Annotated in this window: 12 protein-coding genes and 1 tRNA gene; 3 read left to right on the forward strand and 10 right to left on the reverse strand. The window is 68.1% G+C overall.

Annotated elements, in window-relative coordinates; translation table 11 throughout:
• Positions 1 to 91: 91 nt before the first annotated feature.
• Together ACTHN1_RS02630 and ACTHN1_RS02635 are read right to left on the reverse strand one after the other, a co-directional pair.
• The gene (locus ACTHN1_RS02630) at positions 92 to 2,845 is read right to left on the reverse strand and encodes a TonB-dependent receptor (protein ID WP_440469416.1); all 2,754 of its coding nucleotides are present in this window, start codon (positions 2,843 to 2,845) and stop codon (positions 92 to 94) included.
• A 264-nt stretch (positions 2,846 to 3,109) separates the two neighbouring features.
• Complete coding sequence (locus ACTHN1_RS02635; protein WP_440469417.1) at positions 3,110 to 4,726, reverse strand: alpha-glucosidase; 1,617 nt, start codon at positions 4,724 to 4,726, stop codon at positions 3,110 to 3,112.
• A gap of 365 nt (positions 4,727 to 5,091) precedes the next feature.
• On the opposite strand from ACTHN1_RS02635, the gene ACTHN1_RS02640 reads away from it, so the two are divergent.
• Positions 5,092 to 6,483, forward strand: a complete 1,392-nt coding sequence (locus ACTHN1_RS02640; protein ID WP_440469418.1) for an MFS transporter — start codon at positions 5,092 to 5,094, stop codon at positions 6,481 to 6,483.
• Positions 6,483 to 8,156 (forward strand): alpha-amylase family glycosyl hydrolase, encoded by a 1,674-nt coding sequence (locus ACTHN1_RS02645; RefSeq protein ID WP_440469419.1) that lies wholly within the window; start codon positions 6,483 to 6,485, stop codon positions 8,154 to 8,156. The genes ACTHN1_RS02640 and ACTHN1_RS02645 overlap by 1 nt, the downstream gene beginning before the upstream one ends.
• 24 nt (positions 8,157 to 8,180) lie before the next feature.
• Here ACTHN1_RS02645 and ACTHN1_RS02650 read toward each other — a convergent pair whose 3' ends face one another.
• From ACTHN1_RS02650 to ACTHN1_RS02685, 8 genes are all read right to left on the reverse strand, one after another.
• Positions 8,181 to 9,248, reverse strand: coding sequence for a LacI family DNA-binding transcriptional regulator (locus tag ACTHN1_RS02650; RefSeq protein WP_440469442.1), 1,068 nt, complete (start codon positions 9,246 to 9,248; stop codon positions 8,181 to 8,183).
• Between the two features lie 66 nt (positions 9,249 to 9,314).
• Entirely contained in the window at positions 9,315 to 9,794 is a 480-nt protein-coding gene (locus ACTHN1_RS02655) for an OsmC family protein (RefSeq protein WP_440469420.1), read from the reverse strand.
• A 19-nt stretch (positions 9,795 to 9,813) separates the two neighbouring features.
• Positions 9,814 to 10,527, reverse strand: coding sequence for a murein L,D-transpeptidase catalytic domain family protein (locus ACTHN1_RS02660; protein ID WP_440469421.1), 714 nt, complete (start codon positions 10,525 to 10,527; stop codon positions 9,814 to 9,816).
• A gap of 55 nt (positions 10,528 to 10,582) precedes the next feature.
• Positions 10,583 to 11,608: a L,D-transpeptidase gene (locus ACTHN1_RS02665; protein WP_440469422.1), complete on the reverse strand. Its 1,026-nt coding sequence runs from the start codon at positions 11,606 to 11,608 to the stop codon at positions 10,583 to 10,585.
• A gap of 5 nt (positions 11,609 to 11,613) precedes the next feature.
• Positions 11,614 to 12,909 carry a threonine synthase gene (gene thrC / locus ACTHN1_RS02670; protein WP_440469423.1) on the reverse strand — a complete coding sequence of 432 codons (1,296 nt, stop codon included), beginning with the start codon at positions 12,907 to 12,909 and terminating at the stop codon, positions 11,614 to 11,616.
• 89 nt (positions 12,910 to 12,998) lie between these two features.
• Entirely contained in the window at positions 12,999 to 13,919 is a 921-nt protein-coding gene (locus ACTHN1_RS02675; protein ID WP_440469443.1) for a homoserine kinase, read from the reverse strand.
• A gap of 26 nt (positions 13,920 to 13,945) precedes the next feature.
• Positions 13,946 to 16,453, reverse strand: coding sequence for a bifunctional aspartate kinase/homoserine dehydrogenase I (gene thrA / locus ACTHN1_RS02680; protein ID WP_440469424.1), 2,508 nt, complete (start codon positions 16,451 to 16,453; stop codon positions 13,946 to 13,948).
• Between the two features lie 352 nt (positions 16,454 to 16,805).
• The gene (locus ACTHN1_RS02685) at positions 16,806 to 18,914 is read right to left on the reverse strand and encodes a TonB-dependent receptor (protein ID WP_440469425.1); all 2,109 of its coding nucleotides are present in this window, start codon (positions 18,912 to 18,914) and stop codon (positions 16,806 to 16,808) included.
• A gap of 547 nt (positions 18,915 to 19,461) precedes the next feature.
• On the opposite strand from ACTHN1_RS02685, the gene ACTHN1_RS02690 reads away from it, so the two are divergent.
• A tRNA-Arg gene (locus ACTHN1_RS02690) sits at positions 19,462 to 19,538 on the forward strand.
• Positions 19,539 to 19,699: the final 161 nt, after the last annotated feature.

Here is a 19,699-nt window from a genome sequence, read left to right on the forward strand (position 1 = left end):
GTGGCTCCCCCGATCCCCGCCGCGCGGGCGTCGGAAACGAAACTGCCGGCTCACGCCGGCAGTCCGTGTTGCCTGATCGTGCGGGTCGGTCTCAGAACCGGTAGTTCACCCCGAACAGGTAGGTGCGGCCCCACTCGATGTACTCCAGCGGGCGGTCCTTGCTGCCGGCGTAGGTCTGGTACGGCGAGTTGGTCAGGTTGCTGACCTGGAACAGGATGCTCAGGCCGGACAGCGCGCTGCCGTCGCCGAAGTTGTAGGCGACCTGGGCGTCGGTGATGTCCTCGCCGACCACGTAGCGCAGCGAGCGATCGCCGTCGAAGTTGCCGATCTCGCCGATGAAGTCGGAACGGCGGCGCTGGCTGACGCGGGCCTCGAAGCCGTTGCGCTCGTAGTACATGGTCAGGTTGTACACGCGCTTGGACAGGCCCGGCAGCATGATGTTCTGGCTGCCCACGCTGCTCTGCGCGTTCGGCGGCGGCGGGATGGTGATGTCGCTGTCGTTGAAGCCTGCGCTGGCGATGATGCCGAAGCCCTGCAGCGCGTCGCTGAACAGATCCAGCGGCAGCGAGGCGGTCAGCTCCAGGCCCTTCAGGGTGCCGCCCTTGCCGTTGTACGGCGCGGTGAACGGGCCGGTGGTCTGGGTCGGCGGCTCGTTCGGACCCGGCACGTAGTCCACCAGGAAGTCGGTGAAGTCGTAGCCGTAGCGCTTCTCGGTGAAGATGTAGGTGCGCAGGTCCTTGTAGAAGAACGCGGCCGAGACATACGCCTTGGTGCCGAAGTATTTTTCGTAGGACAGATCGAACGCGTAGGCGCGCCACGGATCCAGATTCGGGTTGCCGCCGCTGGCGCCGGGCTCGCCGGTCGCGGTGTTGACGCCGAATTCCAGCGAGGAACGCAGTTCGTCCACGCGCGGACGCGCGACCTGCTTGGCCAGGCCCACGCGCAGGGTCTGCTCGTTCGGGAAGGAGAAGGCCAGGTTCAGGCTGGGCAGCACGTCGGTGTAGGTCTTGCCGCCATCCAGCGGCTGGATGTTGCTGCCGGCCGGCTGGGTGCTGTCCCAGTAGCGCGCCTTCGACTGCTGATCGACGTGCTGGACCTGCACACCGATGTTGCCGCGCACCGGCACGCCGCCCCATTCGGTATCGATGTTGGCGCGGATGAAGCCGGTGGAGATTTCCTCGTCCACGTCCCAGGCCTTCGGGATCAGGTAGGACAGGTTGTCGACTGGATTGAACACCATGTAGCGCGCGACCGCCGCCGGCACGTTCCAGGACGGGATATAGCCGACGCCGGCGAAGTTCAGATCCACCAGACCGTACTGGAGATCGGAACCGATCGCGGTGATGCCCTGCGCGCCGAGGTTGATGTTGCCTTCCGGCTGGCGCTTGAACTTGTGGCGATCCGCGTAGTTCAGGCCCACGTCCAGATCGGAGAACCAGCCCCAGGACTCGGGCAGCGGCAGCGACGCGGCCAGCTTGATGGCCTTCAGCTCGTCCTCCACCTTCGGGGTCTTGCCGTAACCGGAACCGTAGATGGTGTTGCTCAGGAACAGCGACCGGGGATCGGAATAATCGCGCCCCGGATTGAGCTGGGAGAAATTGTCCTTGCGATACGACAGCGCGACCGAATCCAGCTGCGGCGCGGGCAGCAGCTGGGTGTTGTTCTCCAGGTTGATCTCGTCGCGCTTGGTCTTGGAGTAGCTGATATCGGCGACCAGGCGGACCTGGCCGGCATTGAACTCGTTGTTCCAGCCGAACGCGTTGATCTCGTCCTCGCGGTAGTTGTACATGCCGCGGACCAGCGGATACACGTTGTTGGCGGTGCCACCGGTGAAGGTGTTGTGGCCGTTGATGACGGGATTGGTGACGTTCAACCGGCCATAGCCACCGTTGTAGTCGCCGACATGCACTTCGAACTGGTTGGCCGTGTTGACCTGCTCGGCCTCGGAGTGGAACAGATCCAGCGTGCTGGTCCAGGCGTTGGAGGGACGGAACTGCAGGGTCGCCATCACGCCGTCGCGCTTGGTTTCACCGGTGCGGCGCAGCGCCTTGATGCCGTCGGAGTAGAAGGTGCCGGCCGGCACGCCCGGACGCCAGTTGTCGCCCACGGCCTGCCATGGCTCGTACAGGCCCACCTGGTTTTCCTGGATGGGCGTCTTGGAATGCGAATAGCCGATGGCGAAACCGAAGCGGCGATCCTTGGACTGGGTGATGTAGCTGGCGTTGACGCGCTCGCCGTAGGCGGAAGCGTCGGCGGCCTTGCCCAGCGAGTTGCGCTGGCCGCGGAAACCGATCGCGCCGACCGGCGCGTCGAAACTGAGCGGGCGCACGGTCTGCATGTCCAGCGTGCCGGACAGGCCCTGCCCGACCAGGCCCGCGTCCGGCGTCTTGTAGACGGTGACGCCGCTCATCAGCTCGGAGGGATACTGATCGAACTCGACGCTGCGGTTGTCGCCGGTGCTGACCATCTCGCGGCCGTTGAGCAGCGTGGTGGAGAAGTCCGGGGACAGGCCGCGCACGCTGATCACCTGCGCGCGGCCGGCCACGCGCTGCGCCGCCAGGCCCGGCAGGCGCGCCAGTGATTCGGCGATGCTGATGTCCGGCAGCTTGCCGATGTCCTCGGCGGAAATCGCTTCGACGATCGAGGTGGAATCGCGCTTGACCGAAATCGCCTCCTCGATGCCGCGACGGATGCCGGTGACGGTGACCGTGTCGAGTTCGGTGGCGTCGGCCTGCGGCTTCTGTTCGGTGGTGGCGCCGGCGGTCTGGGCCTGCACGCCGGTCGCGGTCAATGCGATGGCCGATGCCAGCGCCGCGCTCAGCAGATTGCGCTTGTGTTGCAACATGTTCCCCTCTCCAAGGACGTTGTGTGCATTGATCCGGATGCGTCGTTGGCGATCGTCCGGGTCTGTCGTTCCAGAACGCTGTCCGCGCTGGAACGTGCGGCAATGGTAGTGGCCGGAACCGCCGCACAAATCGCCCTGCATACGTATTCATGGGCTTTTTCCGACGCATGTAACCCGCGTTCCATGCGCGCCGGACGCGCACGCGTCGTCCGCCGCGCGCCTGAATACGCGGCGGCGAATCCACCACTCGCGAAGGGGAATCCCTCAGTCGATGCGTGCGTAGTACACGCCGCGCGCGGGCAACCGCAATCGGCGTTCTTCCAGCGATCCCGATGCCAGTCCCGGTCCATCCAGTGGCTGCACCGAAAGCCCGTCGGGCAAGGCCCAGAGCGCCGGCTGCGCGGACAGGTTGAACACCACCAGCAGTGATTCGCCCTCGCCGTCGCGTCGGAATGCCAGCACCGGCTCCGGCGCATCGAAGAAGGCGATGGCGCCGGTCTGCAACGCCGGTCGTGCGCTGCGCCAGGCGAGGAAGCGACGCACCTGGTGAAGGACCGAACCGGAATCCTGTTCCTGGGTGGCAACGCTCATCATGCGATGGTCCGCAGGAATCGGCAGCCACGGGCGGCCCTCGCTGAATCCCGCGCGGTCCTGCGTGGTCCACGGCATCGGCGTGCGGCAGCCGTCACGTCCCTTGAAGTTCGGCCAGAAGGTCTTGCCATAGGGATCCTGCAGGTCCGCGTAGGGCACGTCGGCCTCGGGCAGTCCGAGTTCCTCGCCCTGGTACAGGCAGACCGAGCCGCGCAGCGAGCACACCAGCGCCACCAGCTGGGCGGCCAGCGCCGCCGAGGGTTCGTTGCGTCCCCACCGGGTGACCGCACGCTGCACGTCGTGGTTGGATACCGCCCAGCACGGCCAGCCTTCGGTCATCGCCGCTTCCAGCCGCTCGACGGTCCCGCGGATGTAGGCCGCGCTGTGATCGTCGGTCAGCAGCTCGAAGCTGTAGCCCATGTGCAGGCGCCGGTCGGTGACGTACTCGGCGGTGGTCGCCAGCGAATCCTCGGAAGAGATCTCGCCCAGCGCGGCCACGTCCGGATAGCGATCCATCAACGCCCGCAGTTCCTCCAGGAACGCCACGTTCTCCGGCTGGGTGTTGTTGTGATAGTGGTACTGATAGGCATAGGGATTGTCCGCGCTGAAACCGCGCCCCACCCGCTTCTCCTTCGACTTGGGCGGGTTGTCGCGCAATTGCCGGTCATGGAAGCAGAAATTGATCGCATCCAGGCGCAAGCCGTCCACGCCCCGGTCCAGCCAGAACTTCACGTTGTCCAGGGTCGCCGCGCGCACCTCGGGATTGTGGAAATTGAGATCGGGCTGCGCGGCCAGGAAATTGTGAAGGTAGTACTGCTCGCGCCGCGGCTCCCAGCGCCAGGCCACGCCGCCGAACAGCGACATCCAGTTGTTGGGCGCGGTGCCGTCCTCCTTCGGATCGGCCCACACGTACCAATCGGCTTTGGGATTGTCGCGGCTCTCCCGGCTTTCCTTGAACCAGGGATGTTCGACCGAGCAGTGGCTCAGCACCTGGTCGATCATCACCTTGATGCCCAGCGCATGCGCCTTGTCCAGCAGGCGATCGAAATCCGACAGGGTGCCGAACAACGGATCCACGTCGCGATAGTCGGCGATGTCATAGCCGAAGTCGGCCATCGGCGACTTGAAGAACGGCGATATCCAGATCGCGTCCACGCCCAGGCTGGCGATGTAGTCCAGCCTGTCGACGATGCCCGGCAGATCGCCGACGCCATCGCCATCGGTGTCCAGGAAGCTGCGCGGATAGATCTGGTAGATCACCGCGCCACGCCACCAGTGCTTGTTGTCCATCGCTTCCCCGGATCTGGATTGGGTTCGGCGTGCCGGCCGGTCACGCAACGGGCGCCACTATTCCATGTCCGCGCATCGGCGAAGCGATGGCGGCGTGGTCGGCGGGCATGAATACGTATGCATGCGACCGATGCGCCGGCGTTGCCGCCGGCCCGTCCGCGTCGCGGAAAAAACCCGAGCGAGTTCAACAAAACAGCCAAAAACAGGTTGTTTTTCTCCATCACCCGCAGTCCGCAAAACCTTTTTCTCCACTCGACTTCGCGGCAAATCCTGTTTGCGGTGCAGCATGGATTCGCTCCGCGATGCGTCAAGATTCGCCGACCCGCCTTCCGGCGAGCCCGCATCGAATCCACCAGGACCCTTGCATGACCCCGAAGCCGCGCCTGTCCTTCTGGCAGATCTGGAACATGTCGTTCGGCTTTCTCGGCATCCAGTTCGGCTTCGCCCTGCAGGGCGGCTTCATGTCGCGCATCTTCCAGACCCTCGGCGCCGAGAAGGATTCCTTGCCGCTGCTGTGGATCGCCGCGCCGCTGACCGGCCTGCTGGTGCAGCCGGTGATCGGCTACTTCAGCGACCGCACCTGGCATCCCTGGCTGGGCCGGCGCCGCCCCTACTTCCTGGCCGGCGCCATCCTCAGTTCGATCGCGCTGGTGTTCATGCCGCACTCGCCGACCCTGTGGGTGGCCGCCGGACTGCTGTGGGTGCTGGATGCCTCCATCAACATCAGCATGGAGCCGTTCCGCGCCCTGGTCGCGGACAAGCTGCCGGAAAGCCAGCGTTCCTACGGCTTCGTGCTGCAGACCCTCATCATCGGCATCGGCACCTGGCTGGCCAGCAACCTGCCGTGGCTGGTCGCGCGCCTGGGCGTGCCCAACGAGGCCGGTCCGGGCGTGGTGCCGCCCTCGGTGAAGATCGCCTTCGCGATCGGCGCGTTCGTATTCCTCGCCAGCATCCTGATCACGGTGCTGACCACGCGCGAATATCCGCCCGAAGACAGCGAAGGATTTCGCGCCACCCGCGATGCGCAGGGCGGGCTGGTCGGCGAAATCGTGCATCACGTGGTCCACATGCCGACACAGATGCGCCGGCTCGGCGTGGTGCAGTTCTTCAGCTGGCTGGCGTTCTTCGCGATGTGGAGCATGGCCACGCCCGGCTTGACCGAACACGTGTTCAAGGCGCCCGCGCCGGATCCGGCCGCCTTCGACATGGCCGTCCCCGCGCAGGCGGCCGCGTTCCAGAGCGCCAACGCCGCGTTCCAGGACGCCGCCGATCTGGTGGGCTCCTACATGGGCTACTACGGACTGTCGTCGATGCTGGTGGCGCTGCTGCTGTCGCTCTACGCCGCACGCCTGCCGCTGAACCGCAGGGCGGTGCACGCCGGTTCGCTGGTGCTGGGCGGGCTCGGCTTCCTGTCGATGTGGTTCGTGCCGCAGCCGGCCTGGCTGATCCTGTCGTTCGCGCTGGTCGGGGTCGCCTGGGCCAGCATCCTGTCGATGCCCTACGCGCTGTTGTCCAGCCACGTGCCGGCCGATCGCATGGGCATCTACATGGGCATCTTCAACATGTTCATCGTGATCCCGCAGATCGTCGCGGCGACCCTGCTGGGTCCGGCGCTGCGCGGCTTCTTCGGCAACCAGCCGATCTTCGCGCTGGTGATCAGCGGCGCCAGCCTGCTGCTGGCGGCGCTGTCGCTGCTGCGCGTGCAGGAGCACGGCGCCTCCGCCGAACCCGCCCCCTTCTCTTCCCAGGTGCATTGATGCGAGTTCCCGAACGCGTGTTGCTGGCGGCTCTGCTGGCGGGGGTCCTGTTCCCGGCCGCCGTCCGCGCGGAGGATTTCTACGGCACCACCGAACCCTTCGCCCGCGAGGCGGTGTACTTCGTGCTCACCGACCGCTTCGTCAATGGCGATCCGTCCAACGACCATCGCGATCAGGGCGGTGCGCATCGCAGCTTCGATCTGCCGACCCCCGGCGCGCCGGCCGGCGAGTCCGACAACGTCGGCTACCTCGGCGGCGACTTCAAGGGCATCCTCGACAATGCCGGATACATCCGCGACATGGGCTTCACCTCGGTATGGGTGACGCCCATCGTCGACAATCCGGACGAAGCCTTCACGGGCGGCGAACCGGTGACCTGGAACGGCGCGTTCACCGACCGCGGCAAGACCGGCTACCACGGTTACTGGGGCATCAATTTCTATCGCCTCGACGAACACCTGCCGAGCCGCGGCCTGGATTTCGCCGGTTTCACCCGCGCGATGAAGGGCCGGCAGCTGGACGTGGTGCTGGACATCGTCGCCAACCACGGCTCGCCGTCCTACACCATGCCCGCTCCGCAGGCGCAGTACGGCAAGCTGTGGGATCGCGAGGGCCGGCTGGTCGCCGATCACCAGAACCTGCGGCCGGAGAAGCTCGACCCCGCCGGCAACCCGCTGCATGCCTTCTACAACACCGGCGGCGGACTGGCCCAGCTGTCCGATTTCAACCAGGACAACCCGGCCGTGCTCGACTATCTCGTCGGCGCCTATGAGCAGTGGATCGATCAGGGGGCGGCCGCGTTCCGGGTGGACACCATCGCCTGGATGCCGCACGACTTCTGGAAGCGCTTCGCCGATCGCATCCGCGCCAAGCGGCCTGGATTCTTCATGTTCGGCGAGAACTTCAACTACGACGCCGCCAGCATCGCCGGCCATACCTGGCGGCGCAACGGCGGCTACAGCGTGCTGGATTTCCCGCTCAAGGCGAGACTGGCCGAGGTATTCGAGAAGCCCGGCAGCGATTTCGCCGAGCTGGGCAAGGCGCTGTACCTGGAAGATGGCCCGTACGCCAACCCGTACGACCTGATGACCTTCTACGACAACCACGACATGGCCCGCATGAACGCGGCCGACACCGGCTTCATCGACGCGCACAACTGGCTGTTCACCGCGCGCGGCATCCCGGTGATCTACTACGGCTCGGAGACCGGCTTCATGCGCGGCCGCGCCGAGCATGCCGGCAACCGCAACTATTTCGGCCAGGCGCGTATCGATGCCGCCGCCGCCCATCCCATCCACGCCGCGCTCACCCGCATCGCCCGGCTGCGCCGCGACGCCATCGCGCTGCAACGCGGCCTGCAATTGAACGTGAAGCTCAAGGGCGACGAAGCGTTGTTCTACCGGGTCTACGACCACGCCGGCCAGCGCCAGACCGCGCTGGTGCTGTTGAACAAGGCGGACCGGCCGGCGTCGATGCGGGTGACCGACCATCTGCAGGCCGGCGAATGGCGCGATGCCTTCGACGGCGCGCCTATCCGGGTGCAAGGCGAACTGCGCGCCGAGGTGCCCGCGCACGGCGTCCGGGTGTTCCTCTTCGACGGCGCGATCACCCGTCCGGACACCCTCGCCCGGCTGCGCGATCTGATGCTGCGCAAGACGCCGAAGGCCGATTGACCCCGCGTCGGGACCGGCGCGGGATCAGGCGCCGGTGGATCCGCGCGGGATCACCCGCGCCGGAATCGACTGGCTCTCCACCGCCTCGCCGTTGATCAGCCGGAGCAGGCTGTCCACCAGGATCTGCCCCGCGCGCTTGGTGTCCTGCTGGACGGTCGACAGCCCGGGCGTGACGAACGCGGCCAGCGGGATATCGTCGAAGCCGGCCACCGCCACATCGTCCGGAATCCGCCGGCCATGTTCGTGCAGCGCCTTCATCGCGCCGATCGCGATCAGATCGCTGGCAGCGAAGATCGCGTCGAAGCGGACCCTGCGCCGGATCAGTTCCTGCACCGCCTCGTAGCCGGACTGCTCGCTGGTCACCGCGTCCACCTGCAACGAGGGTTGCGCCGGGCTGCCGGCGTCCTGCAACGCCTGCGCGTAACCGCGGTAGCGCTCGAAGAACTCGGGATAGTGGTTGGAGGCGTGGCCGAGGAACGCGATGTCGCGGCGTCCCTGCCCGATCAGGTGCACGCTGATGTCGTGGCCGCCCTGGAAATTGTCGCAGCCGATGGAAACGCCCGGCTGCCCCGGCAGCACCGCGCCCCAGCGCACGAAGTGGGTGCCCTGCTGGACCAGTTGCTCCAGCCGCGACTGCGCTTCCAGGTAGTCGCCGTAGCCCAGCAGGATCAGGCCGTCGGCCTTGTTGCTGTCCTCGTAGTCGGCCTGCCAGTTGGTCGACAGCTGCTGGAACGAGATCAACAGGTCGTAGGACTGCAACGCGCATGCGCGCGTGATCGAGCCCAGCATCGACAGGAAGAACGGATTGATCTGTGAATCGTCCGGGGTCGGATCCTCGAAGAACAGCAGCGCGATCGTGCCCGAGTGCTGGCGACGCAGGTTGGAGGCGTTCTTGTCGACCTTGTAGTTCAGCTCCGCGGCGATCGCCTGGATGCGCCGGCGGGTTTCCTCGTTCACCATCGGGCTGCCGCGCAGCGCGCGCGACACCGTGGGCTGGGACACGCCGGCCAGGTGGGCAATGTCCAGCGACGTGGCCTTGCCTTTGATGGGAGCGATCACGAGGGACGGGGCAGGGTCGGCATACCCCGGCATCATGCCACGCGGCCGGGCCGGCGGCAGCGGCGGCCGGTGGTGGCCGCCGAAACCGCGCGGCAGGGCTCAGGCGCCGGCCGGGACCTCGATGCTGCCGTGCAGCTGCACGCCAGCGGCATCGCGGACGCTCACCGAGACGTCGACGCCGTGGCGGACGCTCTCGGTCACCGTGCAGAAGTTCTCGAACTGGGCCAGCAACCGTTCCAGCGACTGGTGCGCTTCGGCCGCCTCCGCCAGTTGGATGTCCACCTGCACATGGCCAATCCGCAGCCGGCCCTGTTCGTTGCGCACCAGTTCGGTGGTGGCGGTGGTCACCAGCGGGCCGGGCTGGTTGCGGAACTTGCGCATCGCGAACAGCAGGCTCGCCGACAGGCAGTTGGCGATCGCGGTGGTCAGCATCAGCGCCGGACTCGGTCCGGCGCCCTGCCCGAGCGGCTCGGACTCGTCGGTCAGCAGTTCGGGAATGGCGGTGCCGTCGAAGCGGACCCGGAACTGGAAATCCTGCTCCTGGTGCAGGGTGACGGTCAGGCGCGGGTTCTCGCTCATCGAAAGGCTCCGAAGGACATCAGGGTTGGGCGCGCGCGGCGGTGGTGCCGGCGGTGCCGCCATCGCAGGCCGCGCCAAGCAGCTGAGAATGGCGCAGCCAGTCCGGGTCCGGATAGTAGGCAAATACGAACGAACCGTTGCGGATGGTGTCGATCAGCGGCCGCGCCACCGCGGTACGCACCGCCGGGCAGCCCAGGCTGCGCCCGAGCCGGCCCTGCTGGCGGATCAGCGTTTCGCTGACGTAGGGCGCGCCATGGATGACGATGGCGCGATCGCGCGCGCGATCGTTGATGCCCGGTTCCAGCCCTTCCAGGCGCAACGAATAACCGTTGCCGCCGACGTAGGCCTCCTGGGTGCGGAACGCGCCCAGGCTGGACATGTAGCTGCCGTTTTCATTGGAGAAGCGGCTGGCCAGGTTCTCGCCGGTGTTGCGGCCATGCGCCACCCATTCCTCGAACAGCAGGCGTTGCCGCGCCAGATCGAACACCCACAGGCGGGGTTGCGTGGACGGCCGCGAGTAGTCGATCACGCTCAGGGTCGGCGGCAGCGTCGATCCGCGCAGCGCGCACGACATCGCCCGGGTCGCGAGCGAGAGCACCTTGCGATCCAGGTTCGGCGCGGTGCGCGCGAGCTGGTCGACCAGGCCGGTCGCCGGCGCGTTCTGCGCGTGCCCCGGCAGGGCGGCGCTGGCGAGCAGGCTGGCGAGTGAGAGCAGGCGGAAACGGAACGACATGACGGGACAACCACGGGCAACGGGGGAAGCGAGCGCCGTTCCGCTGGCCTTCGCGTCAGGGCTGGATGGGGCCGTCGGGTTCCGATTCCAAGACGGGCTCGGCCGGCTGTTCGGCCGGCGTTGCGCGCACCCCCGGCAGATCCGAGACCAGCACGGTGGTGCCCGGCTGCAGGATGCCATACAGGCGGCGCGAGAACGCTTCAGGCACCCAGAACGACTGGCCCAGCGCCTGCAGCGTGGGCATGGCGGCGCCGCTCTCGCCCAGCACCCGGTGGGCGACCCAGCGATGCTGGCGCTGCTGCGGGTCCAGCAGACTGGGGATGTCCTCCATCTCCGTTGTCATCACGAACAGCACGGTGCCGTTCAGTTCCACATCGCCGATCCGCTGCAACGGCGCCGAACCGATCAGCACGCCGTCGCGCAGGACCGACACGCGGCGGTCGTACAGACTGACCAGGATGCTGACCGGGCCCTGCGGCGCGGCCGCTTCGTCCCAGTACACCTCGAATTCGCCCATCGGCGCCGCCGTCGCCACCTGCCCGCTGCGGGTCACCGGCGCCAGCACGGCCGGATGCACCACGCTGGCCGGCGACGCCTTGGCATTGGCCACCACCACGGTATCGCCGCGCCGGGTGATCCCGAACAACTGCTCGGCGAAGGCCTGCGGCAACCGCACGCAGCCGTGCGAGGCCGGATAGCCGGGCAGATTGCCGCCATGCAGGGCGATGCCGTCCCAGGTCAGCCGCTGCATGTAGGGCATCGGCGCGTTGTTGTACAGGTTGGAGCGGTGGTCCTTGTTTTTCTGCAGGATGGTGAACACGCCGGTCGGGGTGTCCTTGCCCGGCTTGCCGGAACTGATGGTGGACACGCCGATCGCGATGCCGTTGCGATACACGTAGGCCCGCTGCTCGTCCAGGCTGACCACCAGCACCACCGGGCCTTCCGGCGCGACCTGCGGCGCCCAGATGTACTCGCCCGGCTTGAGCCGGCTGGCGTCCTGCGCGGTCTGGGCGGTGGCGACGGTGAGGGACAGGCCGAGGGCGCAGCCCAGGGCCAGGGCGATGGCAAGGGGTTTTTTCATGCCGATCAGGATAGGGCCGCCAGCCGATCGCGCAAGGCGTCGTAGTCCGGCGCCATCGGGTCGGCATGGGCGGGCCGCGCCAACAGATCCGCCAGCGCCGGCGGCACCTCGACCGTTCGGCCGATCAGCGGTTCGACCACGCTCTCGAACTTGGCCGGATGCGCGGTCGCGGCGACCGCCCAGTGGCCGGCCTCGCCTTCGGCGCGCAGATGTTCCAGCACCTTCACCGCGGTGGCGGTATGCGGGCAGAACACCTCGCCGGATTCGGCGTGGCGGCGCGCGATGGTTTCGCGGATGCCGGCGTCGTCCACGCTGGCGGCGCTGAAACCGGCGCGCAGCGCGGCGTCATCCTCCCGGTACAGCCAGCGCAGGCGTTCGAAGTTGCTCGGCGCGCCGACGTCCATCGCGTTGGCCAGGGTCGCCACGCTTGCCTGCGGCGCGTAGTCGCCGCCGGCGAAGTAATCCGGCAGCACCCGGTTGGCGTTGGTCGCCAGCGCGATCCGGCCCAGCGGCACGCCCAGCGCGCGCGCCAGGATCGCGGCCAGGGCATTGCCCAGGTTGCCGGTCGGCACCACCAGGTTGAGCGCCTGCCCGGTGGCGGCGTGATGGCGCAGGGCGGCGTCGGCGTAATAGCTCATCTGCGGCAGCAGCCGGCCCAGGCTGATGCTGTTGGCCGAACTGAGCGGCACCCGCGATTGCAGCTCGCCGTCGTTGAGCGCGCGCTTCACCAGCGCCTGGCAATCGTCGAAGGAACCGGCGACGCGCAGGGCGGTGATGTTGTCACCGAAGCAACCCAACTGGTGCGCCTGCCGCGGCGACACCCGTCCATCCGGATACAGCACCACCACGCGCAGGCCCGGCTGGCGATGGAAGGCGGCGGCGACCGCCGCGCCGGTGTCGCCGGAGGTCGCCACCAGGATGGTCAGCGGCCGCGCATCACCCGCACGCAACCGGGTCAGACAGGCGGCGAGGAAACGCGCGCCGAAATCCTTGAACGCCGCGGTTGGTCCATGGAACAGCTCCAGCACGTGATCGTGCGGCGTCGCCAGCGGACGCAGCGGGGCCGGAAAATCGAAGGCTTCGTGGCAGATCGCCGGCAGTTCCGATGCCAGGCCGTCGCCGGCGAAAAATGGCGCCAGCAATCCGGCGGCGGTGTCGGCCAGGGTCGCGCCGGGGTGCAGCGCGCGCGGATGCGGAAGCTGCGCGGGCACATACAGCCCGCCATCGGGCGCGAGTCCGGCGGCGATCGCCGCGCTGAGGCCGACGGAAGGAGCGGCGTTGCGGGTGGAAATGAAGTTCATCGGTGATCCGGAGTGAGGTGGCCGGCCGAGGCGGTCGGCCGACGTTGGATGCGGAAGTGGAGTGCGTGGCGCGTTGGCCGCGGCATTGGTTACAGCAGCCGCGCGCCCGGCGCCGCGATCGGCGACACCCAGGCCTGGCTGTCGAAACCCGCCGCCGCGAACGCCGCCTGGATGCCCGGCGCCGCGGCCTGCGCCTGCACGCGCGTCTCGAACCAGGCGAACACGCTGGGACCGGCGCCGGAAATGCTCGCCCCCATCGCGCCGGCGGCCAGCGCCGCCGCCTTGGCCGCGTCGAAACCGCCAATCAGCGGCGCCCGGCGCGGTTCGATCAGCACGTCGTCCAGGCCTTCGCGCACCAGCGCCGCGTCGCCGCGCTGGCAGCCCGCCAGCAGCAGCGCCAGGTGCGCGCTCTGGGCGACGAATTCCTTCAGTTCGTAGGCGCCGGCCAGCGCCGCGCGGGCGCGGCGGGTTTCCAGCACCGCGTCCGGATGCACCAGCACGCAGTGCCAGGCGTCGGGTACCGGAATCGGCACCAGCCGATCGGCCGTCGACAGCACCAGGCCGCCCAGCAGCATCGGGCCGAGGTTGTCGCCGTGACGTCCTCCACTCGCCACCGCCTCGCCCACCAGCGCATGCGGATACAGCGCCTCGCGCGACAGCGGCCGCGGCAGCAGCGCGTTGGCCGCCACCAGCGCGGCCACGCACGAGGCCGCCGAACCGCCCATGCCGGAACCCAGCGGAATGCCCTTCTCGATTTCGATCTCGAAACCGAAGCCCGGACGCTCCGCCTCCAGCAGCGAGATCAACGCCGCGCCCGCGGTGTTGCCGGGCGCGTCGCGCGGCAGATCCACGGCGGCGCCGCGGATATCGGCGATGCGCACTTCCGGCGCGGCGATGCGCCGCGCGTGCACGGTGTCGCCCGCGCCTTCGATCACATGGCCCAGGATGTCGAATCCCACGCCCACGTTGCCCACCGAGGCCGGCGAGAACGCGCTCGCCGTGTCGGCCATTGCCGTTGCTTCCACCTTTTCCTCCTTCACAACCGGGCTCCCTGTCCCGCCGCGACCCGCAGCAGATCGGCGAACACGCCGGCCGCGGTGACTTCGGGACCGGCGCCCGGGCCCTGCACGATCAGCGGATTGTCGCAGTAACGGCGGGTGCTGAACTGCACGATGTTGTCGGTCAGGCGCAGATTGGCGAACGCGTGCGTCGCCGGCAGCGCGACCAGCCCGACCTTGGCGCGTCCCTCGCCATCCAGCCGCGCCACGTAACGCAGCACCTGGCCGGCGGCCCTGGCCTGCGCCAGCCGGGCGGCGAAGTCCGCGTCCACTTCCGGCAACCGCGCCATGAAGTCCTCGACGCTGGCGTTGCGCAGCGACGCCGGCACCAGGCTCTCCACCTCCACGTCCTCCAGCGCCAGCGCCCGGCCGGCCTCGCGCGCCAGGATCACCAGCTTGCGGCCGACATCGGTGCCGGACAGATCGTCCCGCGGGTCCGGCTCGGTGTAGCCCATCGCGCGCGCCTCGGTGACCAGTTGCGAGAACGGCACGCTGCCGTCGTACTTGTTGAACAGCCATGCCAGCGTGCCGGAGAAGATGCCTTCGACCGACACCACGGCATCGCCGGTGTCGAGCAGATCGCGCAGGGTCGAAATCACCGGCAGGCCCGCGCCGACCGTGGCTTCGTAGCGGAACCGCGCGCCGCTGGCGGCGGCCGCGTCGCGGATGGCCTGGTAGCGCGCCAGCGGTCCGGCGCCGGCCTGTTTGTTCGGCGTGACCACGTGGATGCCGGCGGCCAGCCAGTCGGCATAGCGCTCGGCGACTTCCGGGCTGGCGCTGCAATCGACGATGACCGCGTGCGGCAGGTGCGCCGACAGCAGATGGGCGGTGAAGCGATCCAGATCCGCCTGCTGCGCGCCGGCCTCGAAGCGCTCGCGCCAGTCCGCGCCGATCCCGCGTTCGTCCAGCAGCATCCGGCGGCTGGAGGCGATGGCGCGCAGCCGCAGGTCCACGTTGGCCTTGCCCAGCAGTTGCGGCTGGGCCGCGCGCAGTTGTTCGATCAGGGTGGCGCCGACATTGCCGGGACCGATCACGCCGACCGAGAAGGTCTGCGGCGACAGCCAGAACCCCGCATGCGCGGCGCGCAGCGCCTTGGTCGCGTCGGCGCTGTCGATGGCCACCGAGATGTTGCGCTCCGACGAACCCTGCGCGATCGCCAGGATGTTGACCCGCGCGCGCCCCAGCGCTTCGAACAGCCGCGCCGCCACGCCCGGCGTGCCGGCCATGCCGTCGCCGACCGCCGCCAGCACGCTGACCCCGTCGGTGCGCTGCACGCGCTGGACCTGGCCGATGGTCAGCTCATGGGCGAATGCGTTGAGCAATGCGTTCTGCGCGCGTTGCGCCTCGGCGCTCCTGACCACGCAGCAGATCGAATGCTCGGAGGATCCCTGCGAGATCATCACCACCGACACCCGTGCGTCGCGCAGCGCGGCGAACACGCGCTCGGCGGTGCCCGGCACGCCGATCAGGCCGGTGCCCTCCAGGTTCAGCACCGCCAGATCCGGGCTCAGGGTCAGTCCCTTGACCGGCCCGAGCGTGTCGCTGGCCGCGGTGATGCGGGTGCCGGGATGCTCGGGATGGAAGGTATTGCGGATGACGATCGGCAGGCCGCGCTCGATGGCCGGCGACATGGTCTGCGGATGCACGACCTTGGCGCCGAAATAGGCCAGTTCGCAGGCCTCGTCGTAGCTGAGCGCGCTCAGCTGCACCGCTTCCGGCACCACCCGCGGGTCCGCCGACAGCACGCCGTCCACGTCGGTCCAGATATGCAGTTCGTCGGCGTTGAACAGCGCGGCGAAAATCGCGCCGCTGTAGTCGCTGCCGTTGCGGCCCAGGGTGGTGATGCGGCCGGAGCGATCGCGGGCGACGAAACCGGTGACCACCAGCCGGCGCTGCGGGTGACCGGCGCGCCAGTCCGACAGCCGCTGCGCGCTCTGCAGCCAGTCCACGTCCACGCCCAGGTCGCCGCGATCCACCACCAGCACGTCGCGCGCATCCAGCACCGCGCAATCCTCGCCACGCGACACCAGGTACTCGCCCAGCAGGTGCGCGGAAAACACTTCTCCCAGGCCCTGCACGCGATCCAGCACCTCACGCGGCAGTTCGCCGATCACCGACAGCGCGCCCAGGATTTCGGCCAGTTCGTCGAAGCGCGCGTCCATCCATTCCAGGGTCGGGCCGGCGTTCTCGGCCAGCAGCGCGACCGCCGCGCCACGATGCCGCGCGCGCAATTCATGCCAGCGGTCCCGCCATTCGGCCAGGTTGCCGGACGCCTGTTCGGCCAACGCGATGAGCGCGTCGGTGACGCCCTTCATCGCCGAGACGACGGTGATCTGCCGGGCTTCCTCGCGCGCCAGCAACAACTGGGCGACATGGCGGTAACGCTCCGCGTCGGCCACGGACGTGCCGCCGAATTTGTGGACGACCGTGGAGGACTGCGGCGTTCCGGATGGAAGCTGGGGTGGAGCGGCGACGCTGGACGACATGGACGGAACCTCGGTAGGAGGCCCGGTACACGGATCAGGCTTTGGGCTCCCCCGCATCCTGATTCGGGTGCGGGGCCGTGGTTTGCGAATTACGCGAACACAACCAGCCGCACCCTGCTAATCGGGGTGGTAATGGTGGTGGTAGTGGTGGCGCTCGACGCGGTGCCGTCCCAGCCGAAAGCCGGCGCCGGCAACGGGGCCGGTCGAGCGGAATCGAGGATGGACGGGGCGTTCGGGCGCATGTCCGTAGGGGACACGAAGAGCGGGCGGGCTGTCAAGTGCTGCGTTGCATCAATGGCATCGTCCGGCCCTGCCCGTCCCCTCCCGGCGGGAACCGGGAGGGGTGGTCTGCTCAGTAGTTGTAGCGGAACTCGACGCCGAAGGTGCGTGGCCGCAGGCGGGTCGCCGCGCCCCTCGCGCTGCGGGCATCCGTGGCGCCATCCTCGTCGGTGAGGTTTTCGCCGAACAGGTAGGCCGCCCAACCGCTGGGCGATTCCAGGCCTACCCGCGCGGCCAGCCGGGTGATCGCGTCACCGCCTTCGGTACCCGCGGTGGCCGAGGTTTCGCGCCGCGAGTGGTACATCACGTCGCTGCGGGCGATGCCCTTGAGCGAATCGCCGACCGGCCAGTTGTAGGCCACGCCGCCGCTGAGTGTGGTCCGGGGCACGTTGAACACCGGCGTGCCCTTGTGGAACTGGGTGCCTTCCAGATCCTCCTTGTAGACCGCGTCGATCACGCTGCCGCCGAAGTTGAACGCCCAGGACTTGTTCGGCATCCAGGTGATCCCCAGTTCCACGCCCTTCTGGGTGGAGCCGGCCGAGTTGAGGATGCCGCTGTACAGGCCGTCGGCCAGCGACATGTAGACCGGCACGTCCTTCCAGTCGCTGTAGAACAGCGCGGTCTCCAGCAACAGGCGGCCTTCGTCGAACACCGCCTTGTAGCCCAGTTCGTAGCTCCAGATCGCGTCCGGCTTGGTGCCGATGGGCAGATCGATGCCGTCCCGCTCCGCCAGCTCGATCGAGGTGATCGGCTGCAACTGGCCGGAACGATAACCGCTGGCCGCGCTCGCGTAGAGCGTCGAGTTCTCGTCGAGCGCATAGGACAGGCTGAAACGCGGGCTGGTGTTGGTGAAAGTCTTCTGCAGGGTGTTGCGGGTGGTCTCGCTGACATCCATCGAGTCGACCTTGTCCTCGAAGTAGCGGACGCCGGCGGTCGCCGCCCACTTTTCGTTGATGTGCCAGGTCGCTTCGCCGAACAGCGAGAACGAATCGTTGGTCTGCGAGGAACGGGTCGGCGACAGCCCGGTCATCGCGGACGAATCCCGCCGGATCGCCTTGCGCAGGTAGTAGCCCATCGTCCAGTCCACCGCGCGGTCGCCGGTGGAGGACCAGCGCAGTTCGTGGGTGCGCACGCCGATATCGACCGTGCCGGCGTAGGCCATCGTCGCGTTGATCATGCCGCTCAGGCCGCGCCACAGGCTGCCGTCGGAGAACACGTACAGCAACTGCGAGCCATCGAAGGCGTAGCTGGCGGTCAGGCTGCCAGAATCCCATTCGTTGCGCACGTCGTAGTAGGAATCCACGGTCATGTCGTCGTAGGCCGCCTCGAAGCCGCCCGGCGAATGCGCCTTGAATTTCCAGTAGGACAGATCGAGGTTGAAGCGCTCGTTCGGCGCGAAGCGCAGCTTGGCGCGGCCGGTCCTGATGCGCTGCTCGTTGATGTTCTCCTCGCCGGTCTGGCGGTTCTTCAGCCAGCCCGACAGCGATTCGTCGGTGACGCCGAAACGCATGGCCAGCGTGTCCTCCACCAGCGGCACGTTGACCATCGCCTTGATGCCCCAGCCGTCGGTGCCGCCTTCGGTATCGCTGAAGGAGGTTTCCACGCCGGCGCGGAACGCATTGAACTCGGGCTTGCGGGTGATCACCCGCACGGTGCCGCCCATGGAGCCTTCGCCGAACAGGGTGCCCTGCGGTCCCTTGAGGATTTCGATGCGCTCGATGTCGAAGGAGCGCGTTTCCGGATACCAGGGCACCGTCACGCCATTGAAAGGCACTTCGTCCAGGTAGTAGCCGTTCTCGTTGCTGCCCTGGCGCGCGGACGCGCCGCGGATCTGGATGTAGGTGAACGCGCCGCCGGCATCGTAGGCGGCGGCGCCGGGCGAGAAGGAGATCGCGTCGCCGACGTTGTCGATGCCCATGGCGTCCAGTTGTTCGCCAGTGATCGCGGTCACCGCGATCGGCACGTCCAGGCTGCGCTCGTCGCGCTTGCGCGCGGTGACGGTGACCGAGCCCAGGTCGACCGCCTCCTCGTCCGTGGCCTGGGCGGAGGGATCGGCCGCGGCGTCCGCCGCCTGCGCCCAGACCGGCAGCGGCGCGACGGCAATCGCCAGCGCGATGGCGAGACGGGTCAGCGCCGGTCCCTGGCGACATGTTCCTGATGACAGATGGCTGGCAGATACCACGGCGACTCTCTCCTGGAAAAGCGAATGGAATGAAGCGGTGCCGACGCATGCCCACCGGCGAGGAGGGGGACGGAAGGAAGCGCGTCGTGGTGCGTTGTGTTGGGCGCCTGTGCGCGCCGCACCGGGATCCATCTTCTTTTCCGCGCGCGCTCGCCATCTAGTCGGCGATGCGGGAAATGGATACGGAATTCGGCACAATTCCGGACTGCCTCCGGATGCCGTCACGGATGCCGGACATGACGAATCAATCCGCGCTTTTCAGCGGGATTTAGCGAGAAACTTTTTCCGCCATCCGATGAATCAGGATCATCCGACCTGCGGCCTGACGCGCGCCGAATTCCGCATGCTCCCGTTTCGCCTTCCGGACCGTCGTGGACGCTCCGCATCCGATCCGGCGCATGGGTTTCCAGACGCGTCAGCTACCGAGACGAACCAGAGGCGCGTTCTGGAAATGCCCGCGCGCGCCGAGGGCTGGCCTCCCGCGCGCGAGCCGGGAGCCGCCGCTGCGGTCGCCCCTTCACCCTGTTCATGCGAGAATGCCGGCGATGGCCCCGTAGCTCAGCTGGATAGAGCGTCCCCCTCCTAAGGGGAAGGTCGTGCGTTCGAATCGCGCCGGGGCCGCCATTTCCTGGGCGCCCGCCCCTCGCCCGGCCTCCGCTCCATTTCGGGGCAAAGGCTCGTCGCCATGCCTGGGCCCTGCCGATAGCCATCGGCCCTTTCACTTCCCCGCGCCGCCCACCCATCCGCCATCACGTCGATCGGCGAATCGACGAAATGCCGACCGC

The organism is Pseudoxanthomonas sp., assembly GCF_051953815.1.
GTDB lineage: Bacteria > Pseudomonadota > Gammaproteobacteria > Xanthomonadales > Xanthomonadaceae > Pseudoxanthomonas_A.

What these genes read in the sequence shown, in the direction of transcription:
- ACTHN1_RS02655 (WP_440469420.1), bottom strand. Translation starts at nt 9,794, where the DNA reads ATGAGCGAGAACCCGCGCCTGACCGTCACCCTGCACCAGGAGCAGGAT.
- ACTHN1_RS02645 (WP_440469419.1), top strand. Translation starts at nt 6,483, where the DNA reads ATGCGAGTTCCCGAACGCGTGTTGCTGGCGGCTCTGCTGGCGGGGGTC.
- ACTHN1_RS02650 (WP_440469442.1), bottom strand. Translation starts at nt 9,248, where the DNA reads ATGCCGGGGTATGCCGACCCTGCCCCGTCCCTCGTGATCGCTCCCATC.
- ACTHN1_RS02665 (WP_440469422.1), bottom strand. Translation starts at nt 11,608, where the DNA reads ATGAAAAAACCCCTTGCCATCGCCCTGGCCCTGGGCTGCGCCCTCGGC.
- ACTHN1_RS02635 (WP_440469417.1), bottom strand. Translation starts at nt 4,726, where the DNA reads ATGGACAACAAGCACTGGTGGCGTGGCGCGGTGATCTACCAGATCTAT.
- ACTHN1_RS02640 (WP_440469418.1), top strand. Translation starts at nt 5,092, where the DNA reads ATGACCCCGAAGCCGCGCCTGTCCTTCTGGCAGATCTGGAACATGTCG.
- thrA (WP_440469424.1), bottom strand. Translation starts at nt 16,453, where the DNA reads ATGTCGTCCAGCGTCGCCGCTCCACCCCAGCTTCCATCCGGAACGCCG.
- ACTHN1_RS02675 (WP_440469443.1), bottom strand. Translation starts at nt 13,919, where the DNA reads ATGGCCGACACGGCGAGCGCGTTCTCGCCGGCCTCGGTGGGCAACGTG.
- ACTHN1_RS02630 (WP_440469416.1), bottom strand. Translation starts at nt 2,845, where the DNA reads ATGTTGCAACACAAGCGCAATCTGCTGAGCGCGGCGCTGGCATCGGCC.
- thrC (WP_440469423.1), bottom strand. Translation starts at nt 12,909, where the DNA reads ATGAACTTCATTTCCACCCGCAACGCCGCTCCTTCCGTCGGCCTCAGC.
- ACTHN1_RS02660 (WP_440469421.1), bottom strand. Translation starts at nt 10,527, where the DNA reads ATGTCGTTCCGTTTCCGCCTGCTCTCACTCGCCAGCCTGCTCGCCAGC.